Consider the following 26,591-nt stretch of genomic DNA (forward strand, 5'->3'; position numbering starts at 1 on the left):
AGCGGTCAGCGGTCCATACGGCGCCTGCCGCGACGCCTGGCGCACCAGTGGAGTGATCCGGAGCGGTACCGGATTCTCCAACGTGATCGCCGTCGAGGCCGGCACGATGCCATCGAATCCCACCATCCGGTCGATCGCGCGCTGCAAGTCGGCATTCGAGCGTGCCACCAAACGGCACAGCATGTCACCACCCCGCCGGCGGTGAGGAGGACTTGGGCCGTGGCGACGCCGAAGGTGGGGGGACGGTTCGGAGCGGGCCAGGGTGCGGGGGCAGGCACCGCCGCTGCTCCATGTCGTTCATCGCGATGTCGAAGGCCAGGACGGCCTGTTGCCGTGCCGTCCGGGTGCCCGCCGCCCGATCGGGGGTGCCCGACACCATCCGCCCGAGTTAGGGTCGGGGGCTGCGTGATGGCAGACGGCCGCACCCTGGCCTCCCGGCCCTTGTGAGGGCACATGCGTACGTGGTCTTCCCGGCCCCACCCGGGAAGGGCGCATGGCATGCGCGCGTACGGGAACCCTCCGTACGCGCCGGGCACCGGGATGCGGCTCCGACGTCGCACGGGCAGTACAGCGGACCCCCGGGTCCGTACCCCCACACACAAAGAGTCGCGCGTGCGCGGCCGCAGATCAGGAGCACCAGTGCAGGGCATCCCCCACATAGCCAGCACACCGCACGACGGGCGATTGTCGTCCGTACCCCCTGCCCGCAGGGAGCAGCACACAGGGCGGGACATCACACATCGCATGCCGCACCGGGTGGCGGCGCCTCGCGTGACCCCAGTGACACGACGTCCCCAGGCCGCCGCCCCCCAACTCCCCGTCTTCATCGACCAGTCGGGCTGGCGCAGGCGGACGCTGCAAGGCGTGGCGCTGGCCGTGGGCTGCGCCTGCCTCGGGTATCTGCTGTTCGTCGGCACGCTGATCAGCGGACTCCGGCACCCCGTCGGCACGCACCCGCCGAGTACGAACGGACCAGCGCCTTCCGGCCCGGACACCGGCAAGGCGCCGCACGGCCCCGGCGCACCGGCCCGAGCAGAGGCCCACCGGCCACCGGCCGGGGCCCACGCGGACCGGGACGACCGCCGCCCGCCGGCCGGCAGATCCGTCCCGCCGGCCGGAGGCCTGAAGCAGTGAGCCGGCGCGCCGCTGTTCGCCGCCCGCCGCGCGGACACTGGCTCGTCCTCCTGCTGGTTCTCCTGGTGGTCGCCGTCACCCTCCTCTTCGAGGGCTGGACGACCCATCAGGTCGACGCCGCGCGCGCCAAGCCCCCGTGCACCCGGCCGATCCCGCGCGAGGCGGACGACGGGAAGCCGCTGCTGCGGTTCGGCCCGACGGGGGTCACCACCGCGGCCATGCCGCCGGGGACCGCCGCGCTCACTTTCGACGGCGGGCCCGACCCGGTGTGGACGCCGCGCCTGCTCGACCTGCTGCGCAGGCACCACGCGCGGGCGACCTTCTTCGTCTACGGGAAGGACGCGGCCCGTCACCCGGAGCTGATGCGGCGGATCCTGTACGAGGGCCACGAGATCGGCTCGTACACCTACAGCGGCGGCGACCTCGGTGTCGCCTCGCCGCTGCGCGCGCGCCTCGAACTGTCGCTCACCCAGACCGCTTTCGCGGGTGCGGTCGGCATCAACACCACCCTGCTGCGGCTGCCGCACACCACGGCCGCGGACACGCTCTGCGGCGCCGAGTGGTCGGCCGCGAATCGCGCGGCGGCGCAGGGGTACCTGGTGGTCGCCTCGGACCACAAGGACCGCAAGCCGTGGCGGGGGGTGGTGACGCAGCACAGCCAGACCGATCTGGGCTACCACGAGGCCGAGGAACTGCTGCGGGACCGCAGCGTGAAACGGTTCACCACCATCAGCGGCGGCCTTGAACGTCCCTCCTTCCTCGACCAGGTCCCGGTCGCCCAGGAGATCAAGGGCGAGGGCCTGATCTGGTCGCAGCGACTCGGACACGCCTTCCTCACCGTGATGGTGTGGACCCTGACCCTCACGGGCGTGCTCGGCGTCCTGCGGATGCTCCTGTTCGCGGTGTTCGCCCGGCTCCACGTGCGCAGGCTGCACCGGTACCGGCCCGGCGCACCACGGCTGCGCGAGGTGCGGGAGCCGGTGACGGTCCTGGTGCCCGCGTACAACGAGGAGGCCGGCATCGCCTCCACCGTGTACTCGCTGCTCGCCTCCACCCACCCGCACGTGCAGATCATCGTGATCGACGACGGCTCGACCGACGCCACCGCGGACATCGCTGAGGACATCGACGACCCGCGGGTGACGGTGATCCGGCAGCCCAACGGCGGCAAGCCCAGCGCCCTCAACACCGGCCTGGCGCACGCCCGGCACGACATCGTCGTCATGGTCGATGCGGACACCATCTTCGAACCCGAGGCGCTTGCCCGGCTTGTCCAGCCGCTCGCCCACCCGGCGGTCGGTGCGGTCAGCGGCAACACCAAGGTCGGCAACCGGCGCCGCCTGCTGGGTAAATGGCAGCACTTGGAGTACGTCCTCGGCTTCAACCTCGACCGGCGGATGTTCGAGGTCCTGGAGTGCATGCCGACGGTGCCGGGGGCGATCGGCGCCTTCCGCAGGGACGCGCTGATGGGTGTCGGCGGCGTCAGCGACGAGACCCTGGCCGAGGACACGGACCTCACGATGGCGCTCTGGCGGGCCGGCTGGCGCGTCGTCTACGAGGAGTCGGCGGTCGCCTGGACCGAAGTGCCCAGCACGGTACGGCAGTTGTGGCGTCAGCGCTACCGCTGGTGCTACGGCACCCTCCAGTCGATGTGGAAGCACCGTCACGCGGTGACGGAGGTCGGCCCCGCCGGACGCTTCGGCCGTCGTGTGCTGCTCTACGTCACGCTGTTCCAGATCGTGCTGCCGCTGTGCGCACCGGTTGTGGACATGTTCGCCCTGTTCGGGGCGCTGTTCCGCGACCCCTTGGAGGCCGCCCTCGTATGGTTCGGGTTCCTCGCCGTCCAGTTGGTCACCGCCGCGTACGCGCTGCGGCTCGACCGCGAACGGCTGCGCGTGCTGTGGGTACTGCCGCTCCAGCAGTTCGTCTACCGGCAGTTGATGTACCTGGTGGTCATCCACTCCGTGACCACGGCGCTGCTCGGCACCCGACTGAAGTGGCACAGCATGAAGCGCACCGGAACCGCCGACCCGTATCTGCTCGAAATGCCGTCCGGGGAGACGTCCGGAGATCCGCTGGACGAGCCGCCCCCGCGGCGGAGCCTGTCGTCGCAGTGATCCAGGTGTGGGACGGGACGGGAACCGGCGAGCGGCCGCGCGAGTCGGACCTGGGACATGACCAAGGGAGTTGACCATGACAGACCCGCTTGACCAGCGGGCCGGACGCACCATACCCACGGGGGAGCACGGCTGGAACGGCGACGCCGGGAGCCGTCCCGTGCGCCGGGGGCCGGTGCAGATGACGGGCGAGCTGTGGCGCCCGGAGCCGACACCCGGCCCGGAGTCGTACGCGGCCCCGGAAGGCTCCGACGCTCGTGAGCGGTTCGCCGAACGCCCCAGCTCCCGCTACGGGCCCCGGCGCGCCCACGCCCGGCGGCCGAAGAAGCGCAGAAGGCTGCGGCGGGCGGTGTTCGTCCTGCTGGCCGTTGTGGTCGTCGCGGTGGGCGGCACGTACGGCTGGGCCGAGACCCGGCTCCAACGTGACGTCGACCTCGGAGCGTACGGGGACCGTCCGCCGCCCGGCGAGGGCACCAACTACCTCATCGTGGGCTCGGACAGCCGCGACGGGCTCTCGCCGGACGACGTGAAGGACCTGCACGCCGGCGCGGGCGGCGGGCGGCGCACCGACTCGATGATGCTGGTGCACACCGGGGCCCACGGAACCAGCATGGTCAGCCTGCCGCGCGACTCCTGGATCACCGTGCCCGGCCGCCTCGACACATCGACGGGCAAGACCAAGCGGCCCGAGGGGGACAAACTGAACGCCGCTTTCTCCTACGGCGGCCCCGAACTGCTGGTGCACACCGTCGAGAAGAACACCGGGCTGCGCATCGACCACTATGCGGAGATCGGCTTCGCCGGGTTCGTGAACATCGTTGACGCCATCGGCGGCGTTCGCATGTGCCTGGACCGGGACATCAAGGACAAGAAGTCGGGCGCCGACCTGCGCAAGGGCTGTCACACCCTGAACGGCAAGCAGGCGCTCGCCTTCGTCCGCCAGCGGCACCAGGAGAAGGAGGGCGATCTGGGCCGGTCGAGGAACCAGCAGAAGTTCCTGTCGACCCTCGCCCACCAGGCCGCCCGTCCCGGCACCCTCTTCGACCCGCGGGAGATCGGTCCGGCCATGCAGGCCGGGCTCGACACGCTCATCGTCGACAAGGGCATGAGCCTGCGCGATCTCAGCAGGGTGTTCCGCGCCGTGCAGAGCGTCTCGGGCGGACACGGCACGCAGATCAACGTGCCCGTGTCCGGCATCGGCGTCCCCACGCCCAAGGGCAACGTACTGAAGTGGGACGCCAAGAAGTCGTCCCGGCTCTTCGACGACCTGCGGCACGACCGGCCGGTGACGGAGACGGGGAAGACGTCTCGGCACCGGCACCCGTCCTCCGGAGCGGCGAGGCGGGTGCCGTAGGTCCTGTCGTCAGGCGTTCCGTGGCACCGGGGCGGTGCTGTCAGCCGCGCGTCGTCGCGTGACGACCGCTCACGCAATCCGTCGAGGTCCGGGCTGCTGACTGCAGCCCGGAGTTCGGCAGACACCAAGCGTGGCCCGTTCCGGGGTCACGCGCCCCTCGTTGAACTGGTCTTTGAGGATCGGTAGCTCCCGCTCGAGGGCGGACCGATCCTGGAGTAGCGCAGACAGGACGGCGGTGGCGTGGAATTGGATGGCAGCCTCCCAGAGGTGGAACATCTGGGCCTGGCGTGCGTGCAGTTTGTCATCCCTCTTGGACTCGTACGCCCACAGTGCGCCGGCCATGGGGAAGCGGCCGTGGTGGGCGTCCACCTGCGTAGCCGCCTCCGTTCAACTGCTCGGATACCATCGACAGACGGCTCCAAGTGAGCGACGGGGGGAGAAGGCGGGAATGGTCGCGAGGTACTTCGTCTCGCCGCACGGTGGTCTTCCCGCGTACCCCGACATCACGTCCGCTCTCGCTGCTGCGGCCGGACGGGGCCGAGCGGCGCTGGCTGAGATCGCCCCCGGTCGTTACGAAGAGGCGCTCACCGCCCAGGGGGAGGTCCAGTCAGCCGCACTCGGCGATCCGGGCTCCGTGGCGGTGAGCCAGCCTCGGGGTGCCGTCCTTGACTCCTTCGGGTCGGTTCGAGTCTACGGTCTCGTGCTGGTCGGCCGCGATGCCAGCGTCGTCGGCTGCCATGCGGGAACGCTCACGCTCGAGCACTCGGAGATCCGGGCGTACAACGGTGTCAGTGTGCATGCGAGGCCGAACACCTCCGTGACGCTGCGGGACAGCGTGATCCGGACTGCACACGCCCCTGCTGCGACGGATCGGATAGCGAGCCGACCTTGATCGAGAGAATTCTGCCGTCGGTGACTGCGGCGCATCATGCCTTCGACGACGCCGTGGACGCGGAGCTGTTCCCGCAGGAGGCGACTGTCGTGGCGGCAGCGGTGGCAGCCCGGCGCCGCGAGTTCGCCACCGTACGACGCTGCGCGAGAGAGTCCTTGGCCACGTTGGGCATTCCCCCGATGCCGCTGCTGCCGGGAGAGCGGGGCGCACCACTCTGGCCGCGCGGAACCGTGGGCAGCATGACCCACTGCCTGGGGTACCGGGCCGCGGCGGTCGCTCGAGCCGACGAGATCACGGCGCTCGGAATCGATGCCGAACCGCACCAGCCGCTCCCCGAAGGGGTCCTGGACGTGATCTCCCTCCCCGAGGAACGGGCGCATCTGTCGAGCCTCGGTGCCGACCGGCACTGGGATCGACTGCTGTTCTCCGCGAAGGAGTCCGTCTACAAGACCTGGTTCCCGCTGACCCACCGATGGCTCGACTTCCACGAGGCCTCGGTCAGCTTCCAGCCGGCGGAGCGGACGTTCATCGCCGAGCTCCTGGTCCCGGGTCCCCGCATCGGAGAGGACGAGGTCCGCAGGTTCCACGGACGGTGGCTCGTCGACCAGGGCATCGTCCTCACCGCGATCGCCCTCCTGCCTGCACGTCCAAACCTGCGCCAGGTTGCTCGGTAGGGCTGTGCCTAGGGTCGTAGTGCCCCGAGTATCTGGCCAAACACCCGTCTCGCCCGCTGGATCGTCAACCATGTCGGCCTGGCTCCTACAGCCAGTCCCGCCGTTTGAAGATGAAGTACAGGCTCACGCACACCACCGCCATGAGCAGGATCGCGAAGGGGTATCCGGCAGCCCACTTCAGCTCCGGCATCCCGCTGGGCATGTGGGCCTGTGACCGGCACACATGCTGCGGCGCTCAGAGTTCCCTACGTTGTCTGCGGGACGGGGCGAGCCCTTCGTATGGTTGGCCCACCCAGGGGCGTCGGGTGTGGCTTTCAAAGCGCTGTCGATTCCCTACGGAGCGATCATTCGCAATTCCTAATTGGCAGCCGAGTCGTCGTGGGACGTCGGGCGGCCAATCAGTGGAAGCCACAAGCGGCGGCACGGACCGTTCCGCTTGGCCCCTTCGAGGATCCCGATCAGGTGCGCGACGATGTCGGCGATCGTGACGCCCTTGATCGAGCCGGGCGCGGTGGCGAGCTCCTCGAGGTCCTGAGGCACCTGGTAGGCGCGGGTGAAGGTCGCCTGGAACCCGTGGCCGGGCAGGTCGACGGCGACCGAACGGTGGCCGAGGAGGCCGAGTTCCGCCTGGCGAGGCGCGAAGGAGAAGGAGTTCGCGAAGGCTCCGTGGACCAGTACGAACGTCGGTTGCATCTATGTACTCACTTTTCGGTAGTCACGGGGGTCTGACGTAGGACCATGCAGAGGAAGCCGAAGCTGTCCCGGTACCCGTGCAGCCACTGCGAACGCTGAGCGGTGGCGGTGTTCAGCGCCTGTGCGCCGACCGGATCGGCGGGGTTGTCCAGAGCCCATGAGGCCAGCGAGCCCCAGCAGGCCCACTCGTAGGCGTCCAGCTCACCGCGGGTGCTGACATGGCCGTGGACAGGGGTCCATCCGTCGGCGACGACGCGGTCCACCGTGGTCGCCAGGTCGGCAAGGTCGCCGAACATCTCGACGGCCGCCGGTGAAGGGACGCGGTCCCAGAACGACTCACCGATCAGAACGCGGCCGCCGGGGGCCAGGTGCTTGCGGGCCGCCGCGAGGGTGGGGAGAAGACCGCCGAAGGCATGAGTGGCGCCGACGCTGATCACCAGGTCGAACGGCTGTGCAGAGACGAAGTCCGCAGCCTCCTGGTGGTGGAGGACCAGGCGCTCGTCGACTCCGAGGTTGCTCGCTGCCTGGCGGGCCTGCGTCAGGGCGACTTCGGAGATGTCGACGCCCTCGGCGTGCAGGTGCGGGCGCGTTGTCAGGGCGCGCAGAAGCCATTCCGCTGTGCCGCATCCGAGGTCGAGCACTCGCTCGTCGCCTCGCGGGAGGCCGCGTTCGAGCAGGCGGCTGACCGAGTCGTCGTCGAGCGGAGACTTTATCGGGTGGTCGGCATGGGCGATCATGGAGATCTGTTCGCGGCTCATCGGCGCGCCGTGGCCCGTGTCGAGGAGCAGCTTCGCGGCCACCGCCGTCCCGTCAGCGCGGATCGTGCCGGCGACGGCCTTCGCCCGTGCTTCCGTCTCGGGGGTCAGTGCCGCCCTGAGCGCGGCTGACAGGGACTCGAGGGTCGGGGCCGGGCCGTCGTGGGCCGCGCCGATGCCCAGGTCGGCCACCCGGGCGGCCCAGTGCGGCTGGTCCACGAACTGGGGCACCACCACCTGGGGTGCACCGGCTCGGGCGGCGGTGGTCGTGGTGCCCGCGCCACCGTGGTGCACGACGGCCGCGACCCGGCGGAACAGGTACTGGTGGTTGACATCACCGACGGCGAAGCAGTCGTCCGCGTCGTCGACCAGGCCCAGTTCTGCCCAGCCTCGCGAGACGAGCACGCGGCGGCCCTGCGCGCGGACCGCCTCGACGGTCACCCGGGCAACGTCTGTCGCGGCCCGCATCGGCATGCTGCCGAAGCCCACGTACACCGGCGGGGTGCCGGCGCCCAGGAACTCCTCCAGGTCGGTCGGCAGCGGGCGTTCGTCGGGCAGGATCCACGCGCCGGTCTGCACGAGTTCGAGGTCCGTCAGCTCCTTCCACGGCCCCAGGACCGGGTCCGCCGCCAGCCACGGCCGGTCGCCGAAGACATGGTCGCGGACGCTCTCCACCGGCGGCAGCCCGATCTCTGCACGGTGGGCGTTGAGCGGCGCGAGGTACAGCGCGTTCACCTTCTGGACGTCCAGGTCCCACAGGGCCCGGTTGTCGGTCATGTCGATCGCGTCGGTCGAAATCGGCGGGCCCGGCCGCGACGACGGCGGGTAGTGCGTCGACGGCATCTCGAACGGGTGGAAGCAGGCGTACACGTAGCGGATGCCCAGCTTCTCGGCCACCGACCGCGCGCCGGCCGGCATCAGGCCGGTCGCCACCAGCACGTCGCATCCCTCGGCGGCCGCGGCGACCGTGTCGAAGTGCTCTGCAACCAGCTCGGCCGCGAACTCGGTCGCGAAACCGGGTGACGGCGGCGTCCCGGTCACCAGCGGTCGCACCGGTCGGCCGAACGGCACGTGCTCCACGCCGACGGCGGCCAGCATCTGCGCGAACTCCTCGTCCGGAGGCGCGCATACCCGTACTTCCGCGCCGAGTTTCCGCAGCTGTGCCGCGAGTGCGGCCAGCGGCATGATGTCGCCGCGTGACCCATAAGCCATGATCAGCACACGCATTCAGTCATTCTCGTTTCTGTGGATTCCGGCCTCGACCGGCGATGGTGCGGGAGGGTCCGGGCGTTGCCGGAAACCCCTGAGGACAAGCTCGTGCGCGCGGCAGCCGCGGCTACCGTGCCCAGGGCAGTTCGCGGGTGCCCTCGGTGCCGGGAACGGAGGCGACTCCGTCGGAGCGCATCGAGACGTGGGCCTCGGCCCGTTCCGGGGCATGGATCCGGCGGACGAGGGCCGGCGGCAGGATCAGGGCGTGGCTGGCCGAGACCTTCTTGGTGCGGCCGTCGCAGGTCACCTCCAGGGCGCCCGCGGTGACCGTCCAGACCTACGGTCCCGGGCCTTGAACCGTTCAGGCCCCTGCTCCACGAATTGATAGGGGAGTAGGGGCCTGAAGGGAGCTCAACAGAGGACTACACAATCCACATCTCAACGGCCTCCAGGTTCAGAGCCTCGCTCTTTGTGCCGAGGAGGATTTCATATCCGGCGTCCGGGTCCAGCCAGCCCTTGTTCTGCACGTGAGCGCGCCCATGCAGACCCGGGTGGTCGGGACGCACCGACACCTGCTCGATGCGGATCGACTTGCCCTCGTCGCCGACCCGGATCACCTGACCGCTGCCCACGCACTCATCGAACTCGTCACCCGTGTTCCGCAAATGGGCCTTCGCGCAGAAGCTGCCCAGGCCCCAAACCTGGATCTCGAGGGCCTCGATCGGCGCGCTCACGCCAGTGAGCCCGGCCTGCTCTCCGTCGCACTTCCAACCCTGTGTCCACCCGACGTTGGCGATGTGAGCTCGGTAGCAAACCTTCTCACCGGGCTCGGCCGCCTGAGCCACACCACCAGTCACCACGACGAGACCGAGAACAGAACAAAACGCCAGGAACAAACGCATCGATCGTCGCACAGCAACCTCTTCACAATCAGTCACGACAATATTCCGAAACGCACATCACGTTGATCAACAGGCTGAGGGCCGGGGCTCCCCGACTGGGAACGGCAAGCCACTCCCTGCCGGCCCTGACGGCGCGCTCAGCCGGTGGCGGTGCCGAACCACTGGGGCAGGTGGCCGAGAAGGTCCTGCTGGTCTTCGCCGACCCACGCCACGTGGCCGTCCGGCCGTAGCAGCACCGCGGGCACGTCCAGTTCCTCGCTGACGTCGACGACATGGTCGACCCGGTCCGCCCAGCCCTCCACGGAGAGCCGACCGGTCTGGTCGAGCAGCAGCCCGCGGCCGCCGTGCATCAACTCGTAGAGGCGACCCCGCTTCAGCTCCAGGTCCCGCATCCGCCGGCCGAGCAGTTCGTGGCCCTCGCCGAAGTCGTAGCGGACCCCGACGGCGGTGATCATCCCGGTCACGTACCGGTTCACCTCCTCGAAGTCCATCAGCTTCGAGAACAGCTCCCGCAGCGCGGTCGGACCCGGATCGGTTCCAAGCAGCGTGATCTGCGCGCGGGTGTTCTCCAGCACGCGGGCGCCCACCGGGTGCCGTTCGGCGTGGTAGGTGTCGAGGAGACCCTCCGGTGCCCGGCCGTCGACCGCGGCGGCCAGCTTCCAGCCGAGGTTGAACGCGTCCTGCACACCGAGGTTGAGCCCCTGCCCGCCGGTCGGCGGGTGGATGTGCGCCGCGTCGCCGGCCAGCAGCACCCGGCCGACCCGATAGCGCTCGGCCTGCCGGGTGGCATCGCCGAACCGGGACAGCCAACGCGGCGAGTGCACGCCGAAGTCGGTGCCCGCGAACACCCGCAGTTGCTGCTTGAACTCGTCGAGGGTCGGCGCGGTCGCACGGTCCTCGGACACCCCGTCGGCAGGCACCACGACGCGGAACACACCCTCGTTCCCGTCCCCGGCAGGGGAGACGCCGAACCGCAGTTGAGTCTTGCGGACCTCCTCGACGACGGCGGCGATCGTCGCCGGATCCTCGGTCACCTCCATGTCGCCAAGGAGCGTCTCCACCGTGGCGGGCTCGCCGGGGAACTCCACGCCGAGCAGCTTGCGCACCGTACTGCGGCCGCCGTCGCAGCCGACGAGGTAACGCGAGCGCAGGTGGGTCCCGTCCGCCAGCTCGACGGTCACCCCGTCCTCGTCCTGGCTCAGCCCGACCACTTCGCAACCGCGCCGGATCTCCGTACCGAGTTCCAGCGCGCGCTCGTTGAGCAGCCGCTCGGTGACCGGCTGCGGAGTGGCGACACCGTACGGGTGAGCCGTGTCCAACCGCTCCGGCCACGGCTTGGCAATGCCGCCGAAGAGACCGCCGACCTGGAACTTCTCACTGACCGCGAGGAACCGGCCCAACAAGCCGCGCTGGTCCATCATCTCGACGCTGCGCGCGTGCAGGCCCTGTCCGCGGCTCTGCCGGGTCGGCTCGGCCAGCTTCTCCAGCACGACCGTTCGTACCCCGGCCAGCCGCAGCTCGCCGGCCAGCATCAAACCGGTAGGTCCACCACCGGCAACAATCACGTCAGTCATCACGTCAACCATCACAACCCCCGTGTACTCGCGCAGGTCCTGGCTTCGACTGGTGCCTCTTTCGTCTTCGTCCCTGGCGACGGGCAGCCTCCTGCGCGAAGCGGCACCGATTCCAGAGGTAGGCAACGGCTCTTCCCCCCCGTCTTGAACTACTGGGCCCAGGGCAGTTCACGGGTGCCCTCGGTGCCGGGAACGGAGGCGACTCCGTCGGCGCGCATCGCGACGTGGGCCTCGGCCGGCTCCGGTGCGTGAATCCGACGGACCAGGTCAGGGGGCAGGACCAGGGTCTGGCCGGCCGAGACCTTCTCGGTACGGTCGTCGCACGTCACCTCCAGGGCTCCAGCGGTGACCGTCCAGACCTGCTCACGGCTGATGGAGTGCTCGGGACCCGTCGCCCCGGCCTCCATCGCGACCGTCCACGTGCTGAGTTCGGCGCTGCCGCGGCTGGGCGCCGCCAGGCCGGCCATCGTGGCGTTCGGGGAGACGGTGACGCTCTCGGTCGCGGGGGTGATCACGCGCATGGCGGTGTCCTCGCTCAGGTCCGCGGTCTGGCCCCCGGCCTGGTCGGGGCTGGTCCATTCGACGAGCTGGATGACGACCCCGTTGGGGTCGGTCATCTGGAACAGGCGCTCGCCCCAGGGCTCTTCGCGCAGCGGCATGGTGATGGGGGCGCCCGCCGCGCGCAGCCGAGCCTCCTCGGCGTCCAGGTCGGTGACCGTGAGGGCGAGGATCAGGCCGGTCGCCTCCCGGTCGCGCTGCTCGGCGGGGAGGACTTCGGTGCCCCTGCGGAGCAGGACGATGTCGACGGCAGCGTCCTCGCGGGTCAGGGAGGCGAAGCCGTCGTCGGCCATGGCCACCTGAAAGCCGAGGTGGGTACCGAGGAACTCGCGGGATGCGTCCACGTCGGCGACGGTGAGGGAGAGGGTGGAGGCAGAGACGTTCATGGCGGCTCCTCGGGAGGTATGGGGTGGGCTGGTCGGTGGGTCGGTGGTGTCAGCAGGTCCTTCAGTCCCGCGCATCCGCCGTCGGCGACACCTTCGAGAAGGTGGTGATGGTGAGGCCGGAGTCGAAGGATCGCGCGGTGACCGGGGTGAAGTTCGTCGGGGTGAAGGGGCCGTCGAACAGGGGGATGCCGGATCCGATGACGATGGGGTTGCGCTTGATGATCAGTTCGTCGATCTCGTCGCGGAGCGCGCCCGCCAGCTTGCCGCCTCCGCACAGCCAGATCCCCATGCCGTCCTGCTTCTTGAGCTCGCGGACCAGCGCGCCAGGGTCGTCGACGACGTTCACCGCCGGATCGGGGCTGGTCAGCGTGGAGGAGATGACGTACTGCTTCAGGTGGTCGTACGGGCTGGTGAGTCCGTCCTTCAGGCCCACCTCGTAGGTCGCGCGGCCCATGACGACGGTGTCGAACCGCTCGGCGGCGCGGTCCGCGATCCCCAGCGGCCCGCGTGCGGGTGTGGGCATGGTCTCGGGGAAGTCGGCGACGAGCGCGGCCAGATCCTCACCGCCGAACGGGAAGAAGTCGAACTGGCCGTCGGGGCCGGCGATGTAGCCGTCGACAGTGGCGGCGACGTAGTAGGTCAGCTTGCGCAAAGGGTGCTCATCTCTTCGGTGCGGAACCAGGTACGGGATCAGGCCCTGGGGATGTCGAGCTGGAACTCGCGCGTGCGCCGGTAGGAGCGGAACCCCAACTCCCGGTTGACCGCCAGCATGTGGACGTTGTCCTCGGCGTTGTCGGTCTCGATCTCGGTGACACCGGGGTACTCGGCGGGCAGTCGGCGCACCATCGCAGCCTTGATCCACAGCCCCAGACCATGGCCGCGGTGCGCGGGCACGACCGCGGTGTCGTACTGCTGGGCCCGTGACGGCGCGCCCTGGGGGAGCAGGATCTCGGTGTAGCCGGCCATGGTGCCGTCGTCGTGGACGGCGGCGATGGTCAGCAGGGTGTCCCCGCGGTCGGCGATCACCTGGGCCATGGCCCGTACGCGCTCGGCGTCCCAGTCCACGGTGCCGTAGTCGAGGTCTCCGACGGGCATGTCGTTCATCGCGTTCTTGGCGGCGGCGAAGGCCTTGGAGAGGTCGTCGGGCACCGTGCCGGTCCAGCTGGTCAGCCGGTAGCCGGGGTGCACGGCGCCGGCGACGCGGAGGATCTCGGCCTCGTCCAGCTTGTCGAGGTGCAGGATCAGATGGTCCAGGGACAGGGCCCGGCGGAAGCTCCACCGCTCGCAGAAGGCTTCGCCCGGGCTGTCGGCCGCCGCCTCGACGATCAGGCTGCGCCGGTCCTCTGTGCGACAGGCCTCCACGACCGCGGAAAGCAGCTGCGACCCGCTTCCGTTGCGCCGGTGGGAGGGGTCGACGTGGAGCTCCAGTTCGGCGAGGTGATCCCTGCCCCGGGAGGTGAACAGCCGCAGGCCCGCGACTCCGACGGGGACGCCGTCCGCCCCGGCGGCCAGCCAGGTCAGCCGGTGGCTGTCGAGGGTGGGCTTGGTGAGCTGGGCGTGAATCTGACCGGGGCTGGGAGGCGGTACGCCGGGCAGGTCGTGGGCCATCGAGGCGGCGACGACCTGATGCCAGGCGGCGGCGTCGGTGACTGAGATGCTGCCGCGGAGCGGTGTGAGGTGGACGTGCTCGGACAAGGCGGTGACTCCCGAAGTCGATGTGGTCGAACTGCTGTGAAGCTATGGGGGGCTGATGGCCGGCACATCGGCCGGCAACCCGGGCAAGTGAGGTGGTGCCCCGCGTCAGCGACTGCGTCGCCCGCGTCCGCGAGTGCGTCGAGGGTCGGCGTCGGCTTCCGGCGTCTTCTCAGCGAAAGTGGCAGCTTCGTCGCGGCCGAGGCGGCCTCGCGGCCAGGGCGGATCGGTTCCTGAGAAGAGCCGGCCTGCCCTACCGCAGAAGCTCCGGCTCTGGAGCGCCGCGCCGCTGCAACGTGCGACTCTGCAGGGACACCGCTGCCCGAGGAGTCCGCACATCAATGGGATCGGGACGCCCCAGGATCGCCGAAACAAGCAACCAGCAGCGTGAGACGCCCTCTGCGACGCGAGGCTGCGCGGTGCCGCGGTCCTAAAAACCCACGCGCATGCTGCATGACTGTTCCCCCAAGGCTGATCCAGCTCGAACAACCCGCCCTGGCTTGCGCTGAACCGCCCCCAGGCCGAGATCGCTGGAGCAGCCGCACCACTCACTCCGAAAGAGGTTGCCTCCAGCGATCTTCAATCTATGGCCACGCGAAGCACGGCAGTGTGCAGGACGTGCACGCACCTTCGACACTTCGTGCACCTACGTGAGCAGGGCATTCGCGCGGTACTCGGTGGGGGTGACGCCGTGCACCTCGCGGAAGGCGCGAGAGAAGGCAGTGGCGCTGGAAAACCCCCACCGTGCCGCAATTGCCTGGACAGGCTGGCTACTCAGGTCTCGGCTCGCCAGGTCGAGCCGGCAGCGTTCGATCCGCTCACTGCGGATGGTTGCCGCGACGCTGATGGGCTGCTCGCGGAACAGGTTGTAGAGAGTGCGCAGGGAGATGTTGTGCCGGTCCGCGATCGCCTGAGGCGTCAGTTCAGGGTCTCCGAGGTTGTGCTCGATGAATGCGTTGATGCGCTGCCGCATCACTTGTGCGCGGGCCTCGGCCGGCGCCTCGTCCAGCGCTCCCAATTGCTGGGCCAGGCAGGCGGTGGCCAGGTCGAGCGTCATGGATCCCAGGCGGTTGATCTCCTCACCGCCGCATTGCGGGCCGTGGCTGAGCAGCGTGCCGAGAAAGCCGGCGAGGATCGCCGCAGTTCCCTCGCTCGCGGGGATGCGCTGCCCGAGAAGGCGGTCCACTCTGTCCGACCGTAGCGGCAGGACGGCCCGGGGTATCTGGAGCATGACCATTTCAACCTGCCCGTCGGCGTCGCCGACCGTTTGGGTCTCCACCGGATGTGACGTGTTGGTCAACACCAGATCCCCGGCGATCACGGAACGGTGGCCTCGCTGAGAGACCCTGAAGGCCCCTCGTGTGACCAGCGCGATCTGGTACTGCTCGGAATCGCCTGTGCGGACGTGAGCGGGGGTGCGGCGCGCCAGCACCGGCGAGCAGGCGAATGTCGACAATCGCGCGGCGCCGAGGTCCAGGTCCGTGATGTCGGCACGGAAGTCGGCTGTGTGCCGGGTGCTGAGGCTGACAGGCATCACGTCACTGGACACCGTCTCACAGAACCAGTCGAACGTGTCTTCACAGGACACGGCCGCATCCGAAACATCCAACGATCCCAACTCAGTCCCCCAGACCCTGCACACCTTCTGCGACGCATCGATTATCAGCCATGACTGGCAGGGCGCGCGGGAAGGACTCGGGCACCCGGCACCGGACCGACTGGCCGGGTCGGGCGACCGTTGCATGACAGTTTGGAGGCGTGAACAACGCCAGGCGCGCCTCGTTCCACGTACTGTCACAGCCCTGAATCCGGCCAGGGCTACTCGTCGCCCCACTCGGTCCGGCGTTCAACGGAGCAGGGAGCTTCAACGAGCACCACGCACGTTGCTGGCCGGGGCTGCCCGCTCGTGGAGTGTGCAGGCGGTGCCGGCCGGTCAGGGGTGCCTGCGGCGGCACTACAACGGTGGCTGGCAGCCTCGACGGCTAAGACCGTGTCCTATGTGGTGAGGCGGTCTAAGTCCCCCCTAGGGCCGGTCCGGCGGATCATGTGACTTCCTGGAGATCCGTTCGTTGGCGTGTCCATGCTACGGGGAGTTCTCACGAACGAGGAGTGGGCCCGACTGAAGCCGCATCTGCCGAAGTCCGTGCAGCGCGGCGGCCGTTGGGCTGGCCGCCGTACGGTCATCAACGGGATCCTGTACCGGAATCGGACCGGGGTGCCGTGGCGGGATCTGCCTGTGCGCTTCGGGAAGTGGAAGACCGTGTACGAACGGCACAGACGCTGGTCGGCGGACGGTACATGGGACAAGCTCTTCGCGTCCGTCCTGGCCGACGCCGACGCGGAAGGTCGTATCGACTGGTCCCTGGTGAGCGTGGACTCCACTACTTGCCGGGCCCACCAGCACGCTGCCGGAGCGCGAAGAAGACCTCCGCGGGTGCCGGGGGGAAAAGACGCGCGCCCCGGCAGCACCGCCCCGACGAGGGACTGGGACGCTCCCGTGGCGGACTGACCTGCAAGATCCATCTCGCTGGTGAAGGCGGCCGTCGCCCGCTGTCCCTGCTGATCACTCCGGGCCGGTGGGGCGACGCCCCGCTGGAGTCTTTGACTGCTGCCCCGAGCCTGTTCGGTATGTGCTCGTGCGGCCGACTACTCAGAGCCAGTCTCGCCGCTTGAAAATGACGTACAAACTAGTACATACGATGACCATGAGGCCAATCGCGAACGGGTATCCGAATACCCAGTGCAACTCCGGCATGTGGTCGAAGTTCATGCCGTAGATGGTGCCGACGAGCGTCGGGGCGAAGAGGATCGCCGCCCAGGACGAGATGCGCTTGATCTCTTCGTTCTGCTCGATGCCCGCCTCCGCCATCGCCCGCATCTCCTCGTTCTGCTGCTGCGTCACCAGCGTCGCGTTCACGGTGAGGATGTCCGCCAGCGCCTGGCGGAAGCCGTCCACGCGCTCGCTCGTGTGGGTCACGTGGTCGGCGACGTCGCGGAGATAGCGCTGGAGCTCCTCGTCCGTGCCGTATTTCGCGAAGCCCGCCATCAGGGCGTGCAGCATGCCGACGAGGGGGCGGGTGGCGCGCTGGAACTCGACCATTTCGCGGGAGAGTTCGTAGATGCGGCGCGACACCGCCGGGTCGCCGCCGAAGACCTCGGTCTCGATCTCGTCGATGTCGTTCTGCACACCCGCCACGACCGGCGCGTAGCCGTCGACCACCGCGTCCAGGATCGCGTACAGCACCGCCTCCGGGCCCAGCGCCAGTAGTTCCGGGGTCTTCTCCATGCGGTGGCGGACCGCGGACAGGTCGGGGGCCGCGCCGTGGCGGACCGTGATCAGGAAGTCCCTGCCGACGAAGACATGCAGCTCGCCGAACTCGACCTCTTCCTGGGCGTCGAGATAGCGGGCAGCGCGCAGCACCACGAAGAGGGTCTCGCCATACCGTTCGAGCTTGGGGCGCTGGTGGGCCTCCAGCGCGTCCTCCACGGCCAGTTCATGAAGGTCGAACTCCTCGGCGAGCGAGAGGACTTCGGCCTCGGTGGGGCGGTGCAGCCCGATCCACGCCATGCCGTCGGGGTACTCGCGCAGCTGGCGGAAGGTCTGGGCGAGGGAGTCGGGCGTCGCGACGCGGCGGCCGTCGCGGTAGAGCGCGGCCTGGACGACGCTGCCCTGATCCTTCTGGACGGGGGCGGGAGCGACCGGCTCCGCGGGCAGGGGATTGGCGGGCGGCGGGCTCGCGGGGAGGAGCGACCGGCGGCGCCATTGGTGCCTCTTCGGGGACAGCGGCATCGTGTCTCTCACCTCCCACCTCGGAAACTGCGCGGGTGTCGTCCGCGCCCGTACGGCCACGGAGCAGGATATCCGGGTCGAATTGCCCCGGCATGACGGGGGCGACCAGCGGGATTCCCTCGGCCCCCTCGGGATTCCTTGAGGACAGAAGGTGTCCGCAAGCCTGAGTAGCGTGGGGCGCATGGCCTCGAAGACGACCTACCCCGTGCTCGGCAACCGCGCCCTCAACCGCGCCACACTGGAGCGCCAGCTCCTGCTGCGACGTGCTCCCCGGTCCGCGATGTCCGTCAAGGGCGCCGTCGGGCATCTCGTCGGCCTCCAGGCGCAGAACGTGAAGCCTCCGTACTACGCGCTCGCCGCACGCCTGGAGGAGTTCGACCCCGAGGAACTCTCCGGGCTGATGGCCTCCCGCGAGGTCGCGCGCCTGGTGACGATGCGTTCCACCATTCATACGCACACCGCAGAGGACTGCCTCACCCTGCGGCCGCTGGTCCAGGCGGCCCGTGACCGGGAGCTCAAGCAGTTCCGTACGGGCCTGGCCGGGGTCGATCTGGTCCGGCTCGGAGCCATCAGCCGGGAGCTGGTCGAGGAGCAGCCCCGGACCATGAAGGAGCTGCGTGAGGCGTTGCTGATCCAGTGGCCGGACGCCGATCCGTTCGCCCTCTCCGTCGCCGCGCGCTGTGTGCTGCCGCTGGTGCAGGTCACCCCGCGCGGCCTGTGGGGCAGGAGCGGCCAGGTCGCGCTCACCACCGCCGAGCACTGGTTCGGGCGGACGTCGGAGCCCGCGCCCGCGCCCGACGCTACCGTCCTGCGCTATCTGGCGGCCTTCGGGCCCGCATCGGTCAGGGACATGCAGACCTGGTCCGGACTGACCCGGCTCCGGGAGGCCTTCGAGCGGCTGCGGCCACAGCTGGCCCTCTTCCAGGACGAGAACGGCGTCGAACTCTTCGACCTCCCGGACGCACCCCGGCCGGACGCCGGCACCCCCGCGCCGCCCCGGCTGCTGCCGGAGTTCGACAATCTGCTGCTCTCGCACGCCGACCGCACCCGCGTCGTGCCCGAGGAGTACCGGCAGCGGACCTGGAAGGGCAACCAGGCCCACTGCACCTTCCTCGTCGACGGCTACCTCGCCGGGATCTGGCGGCTGACCGAGACCAAGGACAGCGCGCATGTGATCGTGCAGGCCTTCGGCAAGCTGACCCGCGCACAGCGCGAGGCGGTGGCCGAGGAGGCGGCGCGGATGCTCACGACCCTGTCACCGGCCACCGCGCCCGACATCGAGTTCGGGGTCTTCAGCGAGTGAGCGAGTAGCGGCCATGCGTACATGTCAGTCCGCGCGGCCCGTCGCCGCCACCGTCACGCCAAGGCCGATCATCGCGAACCCGCCCGCGCCGCCCACCATCGACAGGCGGCGCTCCGAGCGGGCGAACCAGCTGCGCGCCGCCGCCGCGCCCAGGCCCCACAGGGTGTCCGTGACGAGGCCGATCGAGATCGGGACCAGGCCGAGCAGCAGCATTTGCGCGGGCAGGTTTCCCGCCGCGTGGTCCACGAACTGTGGAAGGACGGCGGCGAAGAAGACGATGCCCTTGGGGTTGGTGACGCCCACCAGGATGCCGTCCACGACCGTTCGTAGATCGCCGCGCGCCGGTCCGGACGGGGCCTGCATGTCCGAGACCTTCATGTCCTTGCGGTGCCGGAACGCCTGCACCCCGAGGAAGACCAGATAGGCGGCGCCCGCCAGCTTCACCGCCATGAACACCAGGGCCGAGCGCTCCACGAGCGCGCCGATGCCCAGCGCGACGGCCACCACCAGGACGTACGAGCCGAAGACATTGCCCAGCGCCGTGGCCACCGCCGTGCGGCGGCCGTGGGCCAGAGCCCGGCCGATCACGAAGAGCACGCTCGGCCCCGGGATCACGATCACCAGCAGCGACATCGCGGCGAAGGCGAGGAAGCGGTCTGTGGACACCATTTGCACATTCAACCTCAGTGCCGGGCGGCGCTGCCAGTGGCTGTGGAGACCGGGCTTCGCCCCGGACCCCGTATGCGACCTTCGGCGCATGTCCTCAGTCGCCGGACGGGCTGGATTTCCGCGGGCGGCCTGAAGGGCGTGGGGTGAGGCTCGCCGCCGGCGCCTAGGCCGTGTCTGACAAATAGCGCCGTCCGCCCGCAGGGCGGGGTGCGCGGCGTCCGGTGCGTGCAATCGCAAGGCGGAGGATCATCCTCGTACTGGACGTACTTGGATGACTCCGACAACGCAGCGAGTGGGCGTGCCGGGCGTCGCGCGCCAGGCGAGATTTGTCAGACACGGCCTAGGTGTACTGCCCAGGGACGTTGGTCAACCTGGTGATGGGTGGTTTGCCGCTGGTTGCGGTGTGGGGGCGGTGGTGATTGTAGTGATGGAGCCAGGCCGGCAGGGCTTTGCGGCGGGCTGATTCGCTGGAGTAGAAGCGGCCGAGGGCCCAGCCGTCGGCCAGGGTGCGATGGAAGCGTTCGACCTTGCCATTGGTCTGTGGCCGGTAGGGCCGGGTCTTCTTCGGCGTGATTCCCAGCTCGGTGCAGGCTTGTGTCCAGTGCCGGGAGCGGTAGGCCGAGCCGTTGTCGGTCAGGACCCGCTCGACCCTCACACCGCGGGCGGCGAACCAGTCGACCGCGCGCCGCAGGACACCGACTGCGGTGGCGGCCTTCTCGTCGTCGCAGATCTCGGCGTAGGCGACCCGGGAATGGTCGTCGACGACGGTGTGGACGAACGCGGTTCCCAGCAGCGGTCCGCGGTACTTGTTGCGGGGCCTGTCCGGTGTCGCGGCGCGGTTCCTGCGGCCCTGGACGCGTCCGACGTAGCGCCAGCCGCCGCCGTCGGGAACGTTCCCGAGCTTCTTCACGTCGATGTGGAGCATCGCGCCGGGATGGTCGTGTTCGTAGCGGCGGACCGGCTCGCCGGTGGCGCGGTCGACGTGGGACAGCCGGTTGATCCGGCACCGGGTCAGGACCGCGTGCACGGTGGAGGCAGGCATGCCCAGCCGTCCGGCGATCTGGACCGGGCCCAGACGCTGCTTCCAGCGCAGGTGCACGATCTTGCGGACCTGCGGCTGCGTGGTTCGGGCAGGACTGCGGTGCGGCCGTGAGGACCGGTCAGCCATCGCTGCCGGACCGGACTCGGCGTAACGGTCGGCCCACCGCTTCGCGGTCGGCCAGGACACGTCGTAACGCTCGGCCGCACGAGCGACCGGCCACCCGTCATCAACAATCAGACGCGCCAGGCGAAGACGGGCACGAGGAGTCAAAGCAGCGTTAGCGTGAGACACGAAGGCCTCCAGGTTGGCGGAGCGGTTCCTAGACAGCTCCACTCCACAACCGGAGGCCTTCGCCATCGGCCAGATTCAGACCGTGTCGTCGCACAAACTCAACCAACCTGCCCGGGCAGTACACCTAGGGCAGCAGCCCCGCCCGCCGTGCCGCCACCACCGCCTCCAGCCTCGTGTGCGCCCCCAGCTTCCGCATCGCCGCCCGCAGATACCCCTTCACCGTCTCCGGCTTCAGCCCCAGCCGCTCGCCCGCCGCCGCGTTGGTGGAGCCCGCGGCCACGCAGGCCAGGACGTCCAGCTCCCGCGGCGCCAAGCTGACCATGTGCGGCCGCGGCGGGCCGCCCGACGCGGTGGACAGGCGGCCGCAGACCGCCAGCAGCTCCCGGCGCAGCACCTCGTCGACGATCCGCGGCGCCAGTGCGCGCAGCTCGCCGTGCACCTCGCGGACCTCCTCCCACGCCCCGGGCCCCGCCACGGGCTCCCGCGCCGCGACCAGCAGCCGCTGCACCTCGTCCCGTACGACCAGCGCCTGCTCCACATCGCGCGCCGCGGCCACCGCCGCGTCGAAGGTCCGCTCGCCGAGCGCCCTCGGTTCCCGCAGCGCCCCGTACAGCACGCCTCGCACCTTGCGCCGTACGACGACGGGCACCGCGAGCACCGAGCGCAGCCCCTCCGCCGCGACCGCCGCGTCGTACTCGTGGCTGATGTGCCGCGCCGAGGGATAGTCCGTCACCGCGCACGGCCGCGAGAGAGCGATCGACTTGCCGCCGAGGCCGTTGCCCGCGCTGATCGCGAGACCGCGCAGCGCGCCCGTCGCCGTGCCGCTCAGCTCGGCGATCCGCAGCTGCCGTGCATCGTGCAGCAGCCCGCCGAAGGCGACCGGCAGCCCGGTCGCGCGGCGCAGCCGCGCCAGCGCCGCGCGCATCTCCACCGCATCGGCCGGCTCGGACACTTGCTCTCCTCCTGCGTGCTGGGTCACCCCCGTAGGGGGGCTGTGTCACCCCCGTTCGGGGGTAGTGAGACCTGGGTCACTGATTACACGATGTCAGTGGCCGGTCCCGCAATGAGGAGGACGAATGACGTCAGGCAGCGCGACGGAGAGTTTCAGGGCGGCCCGGGACTTCCTGCTGCGGCACAGAGACGACTACGCGGCTGCGTACGAGGGCTTCTCCTGGCCCCGGCCCGAGCGATTCAACTGGGCACTGGACTGGTTCGATCAGATCGCCGACGGCAACGCCAGGACCGCGCTGCACATCGTCGAGGAGGACGGCCGCGAGATCACCGTCTCGTTCGGCGAGATGTCCGTGCGCTCGGACCAGGTCGCCAACTGGCTGCGGGACCGCGGCGTGCGGGCCGGGGACCGGATCCTCGTCATGCTCGGCAACCAGCAGGAACTGTGGATGATCGCCCTCGCCGCAATGAAGTTGCGGGCGGTCGTCATCCCCGCGACACCGCTGCTCGGCCCGGTGGACCTGCGGGACCGGGTCGACCGAGGGCGCGTCCGGCATGTCATCGCGCGCGTGGCGGACGCCGCCAAGTTCGCGGAGGTGCCGGGGGAGTACACCCGGATCGCGGTGGCGGACCGGGGTGCGGCCGATGTGCCGGGCTGGCTGGATTTCGAGGAGGCGTTCTCCGCGCCGGGCGTCTTCGAGCCGGACGGCGTGACCCGGGCGGACGACCCGCTGATGCTCTACTTCACCTCCGGCACGACCGCCCGCCCCAAGCTGGTCGAGCACACTCATGTGTCGTACCCGGTGGGCCACTTGGCGACGATGTACTGGATCGGGCTGAAGCCGGGTGACGTGCATCTGAACATCTCCTCTCCTGGCTGGGCCAAGCACGCCTGGTCCAATCTCTTCGCGCCCTGGAACGCCGAGGCGACCGTCTTCATCCACAACTACACGCGCTTCGACGCGGCCCGGCTGATGGCGGAGATGGACCGCGCGGGCGTCACCAGCTTCTGCGCCCCGCCGACCGTGTGGCGGATGCTGATCCAGGAGGATCTCGGCCTGCTGCGTACGCCGCCGCGCGAGGTCGTCGCCGCCGGGGAGCCGCTGAACCCCGAGGTCATCGAGACCGTGCGCCGCGAATGGGGCGTGACCATCCGGGACGGCTTCGGGCAGACGGAGACGGCCGTGCAGGTCGCCAACAGCCCCGGCCAACTGCTCAAGGCCGGGTCGATGGGCCGCCCGAGCCCCGGCTACCAGGTGGTCCTGCTGGACGCGGTCACGGGCGAGCCGGGCGCTGCGGAGGGTGAGATCTCGCTGGATCTGTCCGGTGATCCGGTCGGCCTGATGACCGGCTATCACGGGGACCCGGAGCGTACGGCCGAGGCGATGGCAGGCGGCTTCTACCGCACGGGCGACATCGGCGCGCGCGACGCCGACGGCTACATCACCTACATCGGCCGCTCCGACGACGTCTTCAAGGCGTCCGACTACAAGATCTCGCCGTTCGAACTGGAGAGCGCGCTCCTGGAGCACGAGGCGGTGGCCGAAGCGGCGGTCGTGCCCGCGCCCGACCCCGTACGGCTCGCCGTGCCGAAGGCGTACATCGTGCTGGCGGAGGGCTGGGAGCCGGGACCGGACACGGCGAAGCTGCTGTTCGAGCACTCGCGCGCGGTTCTCGCGCCGTACAAGCGCATCCGGCGGCTGGAGTTCGGCGTGCTGCCCAAGACCGTCTCGGGCAAGATCCGCAGGATCGAGCTGCGCGAGCGCACGGCCGAGGGCTCGACCGCCGAGTACGTCGAGGGAGATCTGCGATGAGCCTGTCCTACGCGCACGGCACCGGCACGACCGCGCTGCTCGGCGACACGATCGGCCGCAATCTCGACCGGGCGATCGCGGCATGGCCGGACCGCGAGGCGCTGGTCGATCTCGGCATGGACGCTCGCTGGACGTACCCCGAATTCGGCGCCGCGGTGGACCAGTTGGCGCGAGGCTTCCTCGGGATCGGCGTCGCAAAAGGGGACCGGGTCGGGATCTGGGCGGTCAACTGCGCGGAGTGGGTGCTCGTGCAGTACGCGACCGCCCGGATCGGCGCGATCATGGTCAACATCAACCCGGCCTACCGGGCGCACGAACTCGAGTACGTGCTGAAACAGGCCGGGATCTCGGTGCTGTGCGCCTCGCAGCGGCACAAGGCCAGCGACTACCGGGCGCTGGTGGACCAGGTGCGGGCCAACTGTCCCGACCTGCGGTCCGTCCACTACATCGGGCACGGCTCCTGGGACGTACTCCTGGACGCGGCGCCTGCCGTCACGGACGGGCAACTGGCAGCGCGCGAGGCCGAGTTGTCCTGCGACGACCCGATCAACATCCAGTACACCTCCGGCACCACCGGCTTCCCCAAGGGTGCGACGCTCTCGCACCACAACATCCTCAACAACGGCTATTTCGTGGGCGAGATGATCGCCTACACCGAGCAGGACCGCATCTGCATCCCCGTGCCCTTCTACCACTGCTTCGGCATGGTGATGGGCAACCTCGCGGCGACCTCGCACGGCGCTTGCATGGTCATCCCGGCCCCGTCCTTCGACGCGTCGGCCACCCTGCGCGCGGTCGCCGAGGAAGGCTGCACCTCGCTGTACGGCGTACCGACGATGTTCATCGCCGAGCTCAACCTCGCCGACTTCGCCTCGTACGACCTGTCCACGCTGCGCACCGGCATCATGGCGGGCTCGCCCTGCCCCGTGGAGGTCATGAAGCGCGTCGTCGCCGAGATGAACATGGCCGAGGTCTCGATCTGCTACGGAATGACGGAGACCTCCCCGGTCTCCACCCAGACCCGCCGGGACGACGACCTGGAACGCCGCACCGGCACGGTCGGCAGGGTCCTGCCGCACGTCGAGGTCAAGGTCGTCGACCCCGTCGGCGGGGTGACACTCCCGCGCGGCGAGGCGGGCGAGCTGTGCACCCGCGGCTACAGCGTGATGCTCGGCTACTGGGACGAGCCGGAGAAGACGGCCGAGGCGATCGACGCGGGCCGATGGATGCATACGGGCGATCTGGCGGTGATGCGTGAGGACGGGTACGTCCAGATCGTCGGCCGGATCAAAGACATGATCATCCGGGGCGGTGAGAACGTGTATCCGCGCGAGATCGAGGAGTTCCTGTACGCCCACCCCAAGATCGCGGACGTCCAGGTGGTCGGGGTCCCCGACGAGCGCTACGGGGAGGAGATCCTGGCCTGCGTGATTCCGCGGGATGCGGGGGATCCGCCGACGCTGGAGGACATCGCGGCGTACTGCAGGGAGCAGTTGGCGCACTACAAGATTCCGCGGCGGCTGGAGATCTTGGGCGAGTTCCCGATGACGGTGAGCGGGAAGGTGCGGAAGGTGGAGCTGAGGCGGCGGTTCGGGGCGGCGGGGGAGGAGTAGGCGGGGCGGTGCGATGGGTGCGGGTGCCGCTGCGCGGGGCTTGTTCCCCACCCCGCCCCTTCCCGAACTGGGGCTCCGCCCCAGACCCCGCTCCTCAAACGCCGGAGGGGCTGAGATGTGCGGCAGGGCCGCACATCCAGCCCGTCCGGCGTTTGAGGACATGCGGCCGAAGGTCGGATTCGGGGTCCGGGGCGAAGCCCCGACCGGGGGGGTCTGGGGGCTTGCCCCCAGTTCGGGAAGGGGCGGGGTGGGGTGAACGCCCGCCGCAGGCGCCCCCGTACCGCTCACGCCCCCGTCGAGACCAGCTCGTCCGCCGCCGCGTTCACCGGCTGCGGGCTCCCCGTCAGGTCCATGACGAAGAGCGGGACGCCGAGGTCGTCCGCCCGGGACCTCGCGTCGTCCGCGTAACCCGCCAGAGAGAAGAAGACGCCGACCGCGGAGACGCTCAGCCCGTTCAGCCACAGGCACTCGACGTCGCGCAGGGTGGCCGGGCGGGTGGAGGGGTCGACCTGGGCGACCAGGCCGGGGCCGCGCAGGTCGATTCCGGACACGGGGCGTACCTCCGGCTGGACGACGTCCTGGAACCCGAGCCACTTCAGATAGAGCGCCGCCGCGGTCACCGCATCGCGGGCAGTACGGATCGTGACCGGCCGGAACGAGGGGCGCGGCACGGTCGCGGTGCGCGGCAGCGGGATGTGCGACGGGCGCGGGGCGAAGGACATCGTGGCCGGCGCGCCGGGGCCGGGGGCGCTCACCGGGCGGACCGGGATGCGCAGCACCGTGCCGCAGGGACAGCCGAGCTCGGGCTGCGGCCAGTGGTCCTGGCGGCCGCAGGCGAGGCAGCGCACGGTGACCCAGTCGTCCGTCCAGGTGCGGTGCGTGATCGGTTCCGGCGGGGCGTGCAGCAGCGGCGGCGCGAGCGGGGCGCCGCAGGCGCAGGGGTAGACCGGCGAGGCGAACACGTGGTCGCGGCGGCAGGACGGACAGCGGACCGGCACCGTATCGGCCATCGCGCTCCCCCCTTCCCTTCGTACTGCCGTCCATCGTCCACCAAGCGGGATGCCTTCGGGCGGGACTTCGGTCATCCCTTGACGCCGTTCTGCACGCGCCATACATTGCTTCCGTATAGCAGAACTACACTTCCGCATTACGGAATAGCGGCTCTGGAGTGACGCGAA

General features: G+C 69.9%; 20 protein-coding genes and 5 pseudogenes. 8 read left to right on the top strand and 17 right to left on the bottom strand.

What is annotated here, in order from left to right; genetic code table 11:
- Positions 1-18 precede the first annotated feature (18 nt).
- Positions 19-189 (bottom strand): annotated as a pseudogene (locus tag OG741_RS31110) (Lrp/AsnC family transcriptional regulator); the annotation flags it as partial.
- 591 nt (positions 190-780) lie between these two features.
- Here OG741_RS31110 and OG741_RS31115 point away from each other — a divergent pair.
- The 4 genes from OG741_RS31115 (at position 781) to OG741_RS31130 (ending at position 6,171) form a co-directional block, all read left to right on the top strand.
- Entirely contained in the window at positions 781-1,134 is a 354-nt protein-coding gene (locus OG741_RS31115; protein ID WP_405603317.1) for a hypothetical protein, read from the top strand.
- The gene (locus OG741_RS31120) at positions 1,131-3,251 is read left to right on the top strand and encodes a bifunctional polysaccharide deacetylase/glycosyltransferase family 2 protein (RefSeq protein ID WP_405603318.1); all 2,121 of its coding nucleotides are present in this window, start codon (positions 1,131-1,133) and stop codon (positions 3,249-3,251) included. Before OG741_RS31115 ends, OG741_RS31120 begins: the two co-directional genes overlap by 4 nt.
- 76 nt (positions 3,252-3,327) lie before the next feature.
- Entirely contained in the window at positions 3,328-4,605 is a 1,278-nt protein-coding gene (locus OG741_RS31125) for an LCP family protein (protein WP_405603319.1), read from the top strand.
- A gap of 888 nt (positions 4,606-5,493) precedes the next feature.
- Entirely contained in the window at positions 5,494-6,171 is a 678-nt protein-coding gene (locus tag OG741_RS31130; protein ID WP_405603320.1) for a 4'-phosphopantetheinyl transferase, read from the top strand.
- An 85-nt stretch (positions 6,172-6,256) separates the two neighbouring features.
- Here the strand turns inward: OG741_RS31130 and OG741_RS31135 are convergent.
- The 11 genes and pseudogenes from OG741_RS31135 to OG741_RS31185 form a co-directional block, all read right to left on the bottom strand.
- A pseudogene (locus OG741_RS31135) lies at positions 6,257-6,361 on the bottom strand (Loki-CTERM sorting domain-containing protein); the annotation flags it as partial.
- Positions 6,362-6,594: 233 nt separating this feature from the next.
- Positions 6,595-6,864, bottom strand: a pseudogene (locus tag OG741_RS31140) (alpha/beta fold hydrolase); the annotation flags it as partial.
- Between the two features lie 8 nt (positions 6,865-6,872).
- On the bottom strand, positions 6,873-7,622 hold the full coding sequence (locus OG741_RS31145) for an SAM-dependent methyltransferase (protein WP_405605854.1): 750 nt from the start codon (positions 7,620-7,622) through the stop codon (positions 6,873-6,875).
- A gap of 15 nt (positions 7,623-7,637) precedes the next feature.
- Positions 7,638-8,846 (bottom strand): annotated as a pseudogene (locus tag OG741_RS31150) (glycosyltransferase); the annotation flags it as partial.
- Between the two features lie 109 nt (positions 8,847-8,955).
- On the bottom strand, positions 8,956-9,135 hold the full coding sequence (locus OG741_RS31155; RefSeq protein WP_405603321.1) for a hypothetical protein: 180 nt from the start codon (positions 9,133-9,135) through the stop codon (positions 8,956-8,958).
- A 115-nt stretch (positions 9,136-9,250) separates the two neighbouring features.
- The gene (locus OG741_RS31160; RefSeq protein ID WP_351133585.1) at positions 9,251-9,742 is read right to left on the bottom strand and encodes a hypothetical protein; all 492 of its coding nucleotides are present in this window, start codon (positions 9,740-9,742) and stop codon (positions 9,251-9,253) included.
- Positions 9,743-9,867: 125 nt separating this feature from the next.
- Positions 9,868-11,304 (bottom strand): rifampin monooxygenase, encoded by a 1,437-nt coding sequence (rox, locus tag OG741_RS31165; RefSeq protein WP_405603323.1) that lies wholly within the window; start codon positions 11,302-11,304, stop codon positions 9,868-9,870.
- Positions 11,305-11,453: 149 nt separating this feature from the next.
- Positions 11,454-12,248, bottom strand: coding sequence for a VOC family protein (locus OG741_RS31170; protein WP_405603325.1), 795 nt, complete (start codon positions 12,246-12,248; stop codon positions 11,454-11,456).
- Between the two features lie 61 nt (positions 12,249-12,309).
- The gene (locus OG741_RS31175) at positions 12,310-12,900 is read right to left on the bottom strand and encodes a dihydrofolate reductase family protein (protein ID WP_405603327.1); all 591 of its coding nucleotides are present in this window, start codon (positions 12,898-12,900) and stop codon (positions 12,310-12,312) included.
- Between the two features lie 38 nt (positions 12,901-12,938).
- The gene (locus OG741_RS31180) at positions 12,939-13,943 is read right to left on the bottom strand and encodes a GNAT family N-acetyltransferase (protein ID WP_405603329.1); all 1,005 of its coding nucleotides are present in this window, start codon (positions 13,941-13,943) and stop codon (positions 12,939-12,941) included.
- A gap of 643 nt (positions 13,944-14,586) precedes the next feature.
- Positions 14,587-15,558 (bottom strand): helix-turn-helix domain-containing protein, encoded by a 972-nt coding sequence (locus OG741_RS31185; RefSeq protein WP_405603331.1) that lies wholly within the window; start codon positions 15,556-15,558, stop codon positions 14,587-14,589.
- A 462-nt stretch (positions 15,559-16,020) separates the two neighbouring features.
- Between OG741_RS31185 and OG741_RS31190 the strand changes: the two are divergent.
- Positions 16,021-16,532: pseudogene (locus OG741_RS31190) on the top strand (IS5 family transposase); the annotation flags it as partial.
- Positions 16,533-16,590: 58 nt separating this feature from the next.
- On the opposite strand, the gene OG741_RS31195 reads toward OG741_RS31190, so the two are convergent.
- Complete coding sequence (locus OG741_RS31195) at positions 16,591-17,730, bottom strand: magnesium and cobalt transport protein CorA (protein WP_405603333.1); 1,140 nt, start codon at positions 17,728-17,730, stop codon at positions 16,591-16,593.
- 181 nt (positions 17,731-17,911) lie between these two features.
- On the opposite strand from OG741_RS31195, the gene OG741_RS31200 reads away from it, so the two are divergent.
- Positions 17,912-19,033, top strand: coding sequence for a winged helix DNA-binding domain-containing protein (locus tag OG741_RS31200; RefSeq protein WP_405603335.1), 1,122 nt, complete (start codon positions 17,912-17,914; stop codon positions 19,031-19,033).
- Between the two features lie 24 nt (positions 19,034-19,057).
- On the opposite strand, the gene OG741_RS31205 is transcribed toward OG741_RS31200, so the two are convergent.
- From OG741_RS31205 to OG741_RS31215, 3 genes are all read right to left on the bottom strand, one after another.
- Positions 19,058-19,702 (bottom strand): LysE family translocator, encoded by a 645-nt coding sequence (locus tag OG741_RS31205; RefSeq protein WP_405603336.1) that lies wholly within the window; start codon positions 19,700-19,702, stop codon positions 19,058-19,060.
- A 340-nt stretch (positions 19,703-20,042) separates the two neighbouring features.
- Positions 20,043-21,035 carry an IS481 family transposase gene (locus tag OG741_RS31210; protein ID WP_405603337.1) on the bottom strand — a complete coding sequence of 331 codons (993 nt, stop codon included), beginning with the start codon at positions 21,033-21,035 and terminating at the stop codon, positions 20,043-20,045.
- A 124-nt stretch (positions 21,036-21,159) separates the two neighbouring features.
- The gene (locus OG741_RS31215; RefSeq protein ID WP_405603338.1) at positions 21,160-21,987 is read right to left on the bottom strand and encodes a response regulator transcription factor; all 828 of its coding nucleotides are present in this window, start codon (positions 21,985-21,987) and stop codon (positions 21,160-21,162) included.
- Positions 21,988-22,111: 124 nt separating this feature from the next.
- Here OG741_RS31215 and OG741_RS31220 point away from each other — a divergent pair, with 124 nt between their 5' ends.
- Positions 22,112-23,800: an AMP-binding protein gene (locus OG741_RS31220; RefSeq protein ID WP_405603339.1), complete on the top strand. Its 1,689-nt coding sequence runs from the start codon at positions 22,112-22,114 to the stop codon at positions 23,798-23,800.
- On the top strand, positions 23,797-25,413 hold the full coding sequence (locus OG741_RS31225) for an AMP-binding protein (protein ID WP_405603340.1): 1,617 nt from the start codon (positions 23,797-23,799) through the stop codon (positions 25,411-25,413). The genes OG741_RS31220 and OG741_RS31225 overlap by 4 nt, the downstream gene beginning before the upstream one ends.
- A 284-nt stretch (positions 25,414-25,697) precedes the next feature.
- Here the strand turns inward: OG741_RS31225 and OG741_RS31230 are convergent, their stop codons facing one another.
- Complete coding sequence (locus OG741_RS31230) at positions 25,698-26,423, bottom strand: hypothetical protein (protein WP_405603341.1); 726 nt, start codon at positions 26,421-26,423, stop codon at positions 25,698-25,700.
- Between the last annotated feature and the right edge of the window lie 168 nt (positions 26,424-26,591).

This window comes from Streptomyces sp. NBC_01410, assembly GCF_045040195.1.
Classification (GTDB): domain Bacteria; phylum Actinomycetota; class Actinomycetes; order Streptomycetales; family Streptomycetaceae; genus Streptomyces.

Coding starts and splice junctions, on each gene's coding strand:
- OG741_RS31125 (WP_405603319.1), top strand. CDS start 3,328: ATGACAGACCCGCTTGACCAGCGGGCCGGACGCACCATACCCACGGGG.
- OG741_RS31145 (WP_405605854.1), bottom strand. CDS start 7,622: ATGAGCCGCGAACAGATCTCCATGATCGCCCATGCCGACCACCCGATA.
- rox (WP_405603323.1), bottom strand. CDS start 11,304: ATGACTGACGTGATTGTTGCCGGTGGTGGACCTACCGGTTTGATGCTG.
- OG741_RS31170 (WP_405603325.1), bottom strand. CDS start 12,248: ATGAACGTCTCTGCCTCCACCCTCTCCCTCACCGTCGCCGACGTGGAC.
- OG741_RS31195 (WP_405603333.1), bottom strand. CDS start 17,730: ATGCCGCTGTCCCCGAAGAGGCACCAATGGCGCCGCCGGTCGCTCCTC.
- OG741_RS31200 (WP_405603335.1), top strand. CDS start 17,912: ATGGCCTCGAAGACGACCTACCCCGTGCTCGGCAACCGCGCCCTCAAC.
- OG741_RS31205 (WP_405603336.1), bottom strand. CDS start 19,702: ATGGTGTCCACAGACCGCTTCCTCGCCTTCGCCGCGATGTCGCTGCTG.
- OG741_RS31220 (WP_405603339.1), top strand. CDS start 22,112: ATGACGTCAGGCAGCGCGACGGAGAGTTTCAGGGCGGCCCGGGACTTC.
- OG741_RS31225 (WP_405603340.1), top strand. CDS start 23,797: ATGAGCCTGTCCTACGCGCACGGCACCGGCACGACCGCGCTGCTCGGC.
- OG741_RS31230 (WP_405603341.1), bottom strand. CDS start 26,423: ATGGCCGATACGGTGCCGGTCCGCTGTCCGTCCTGCCGCCGCGACCAC.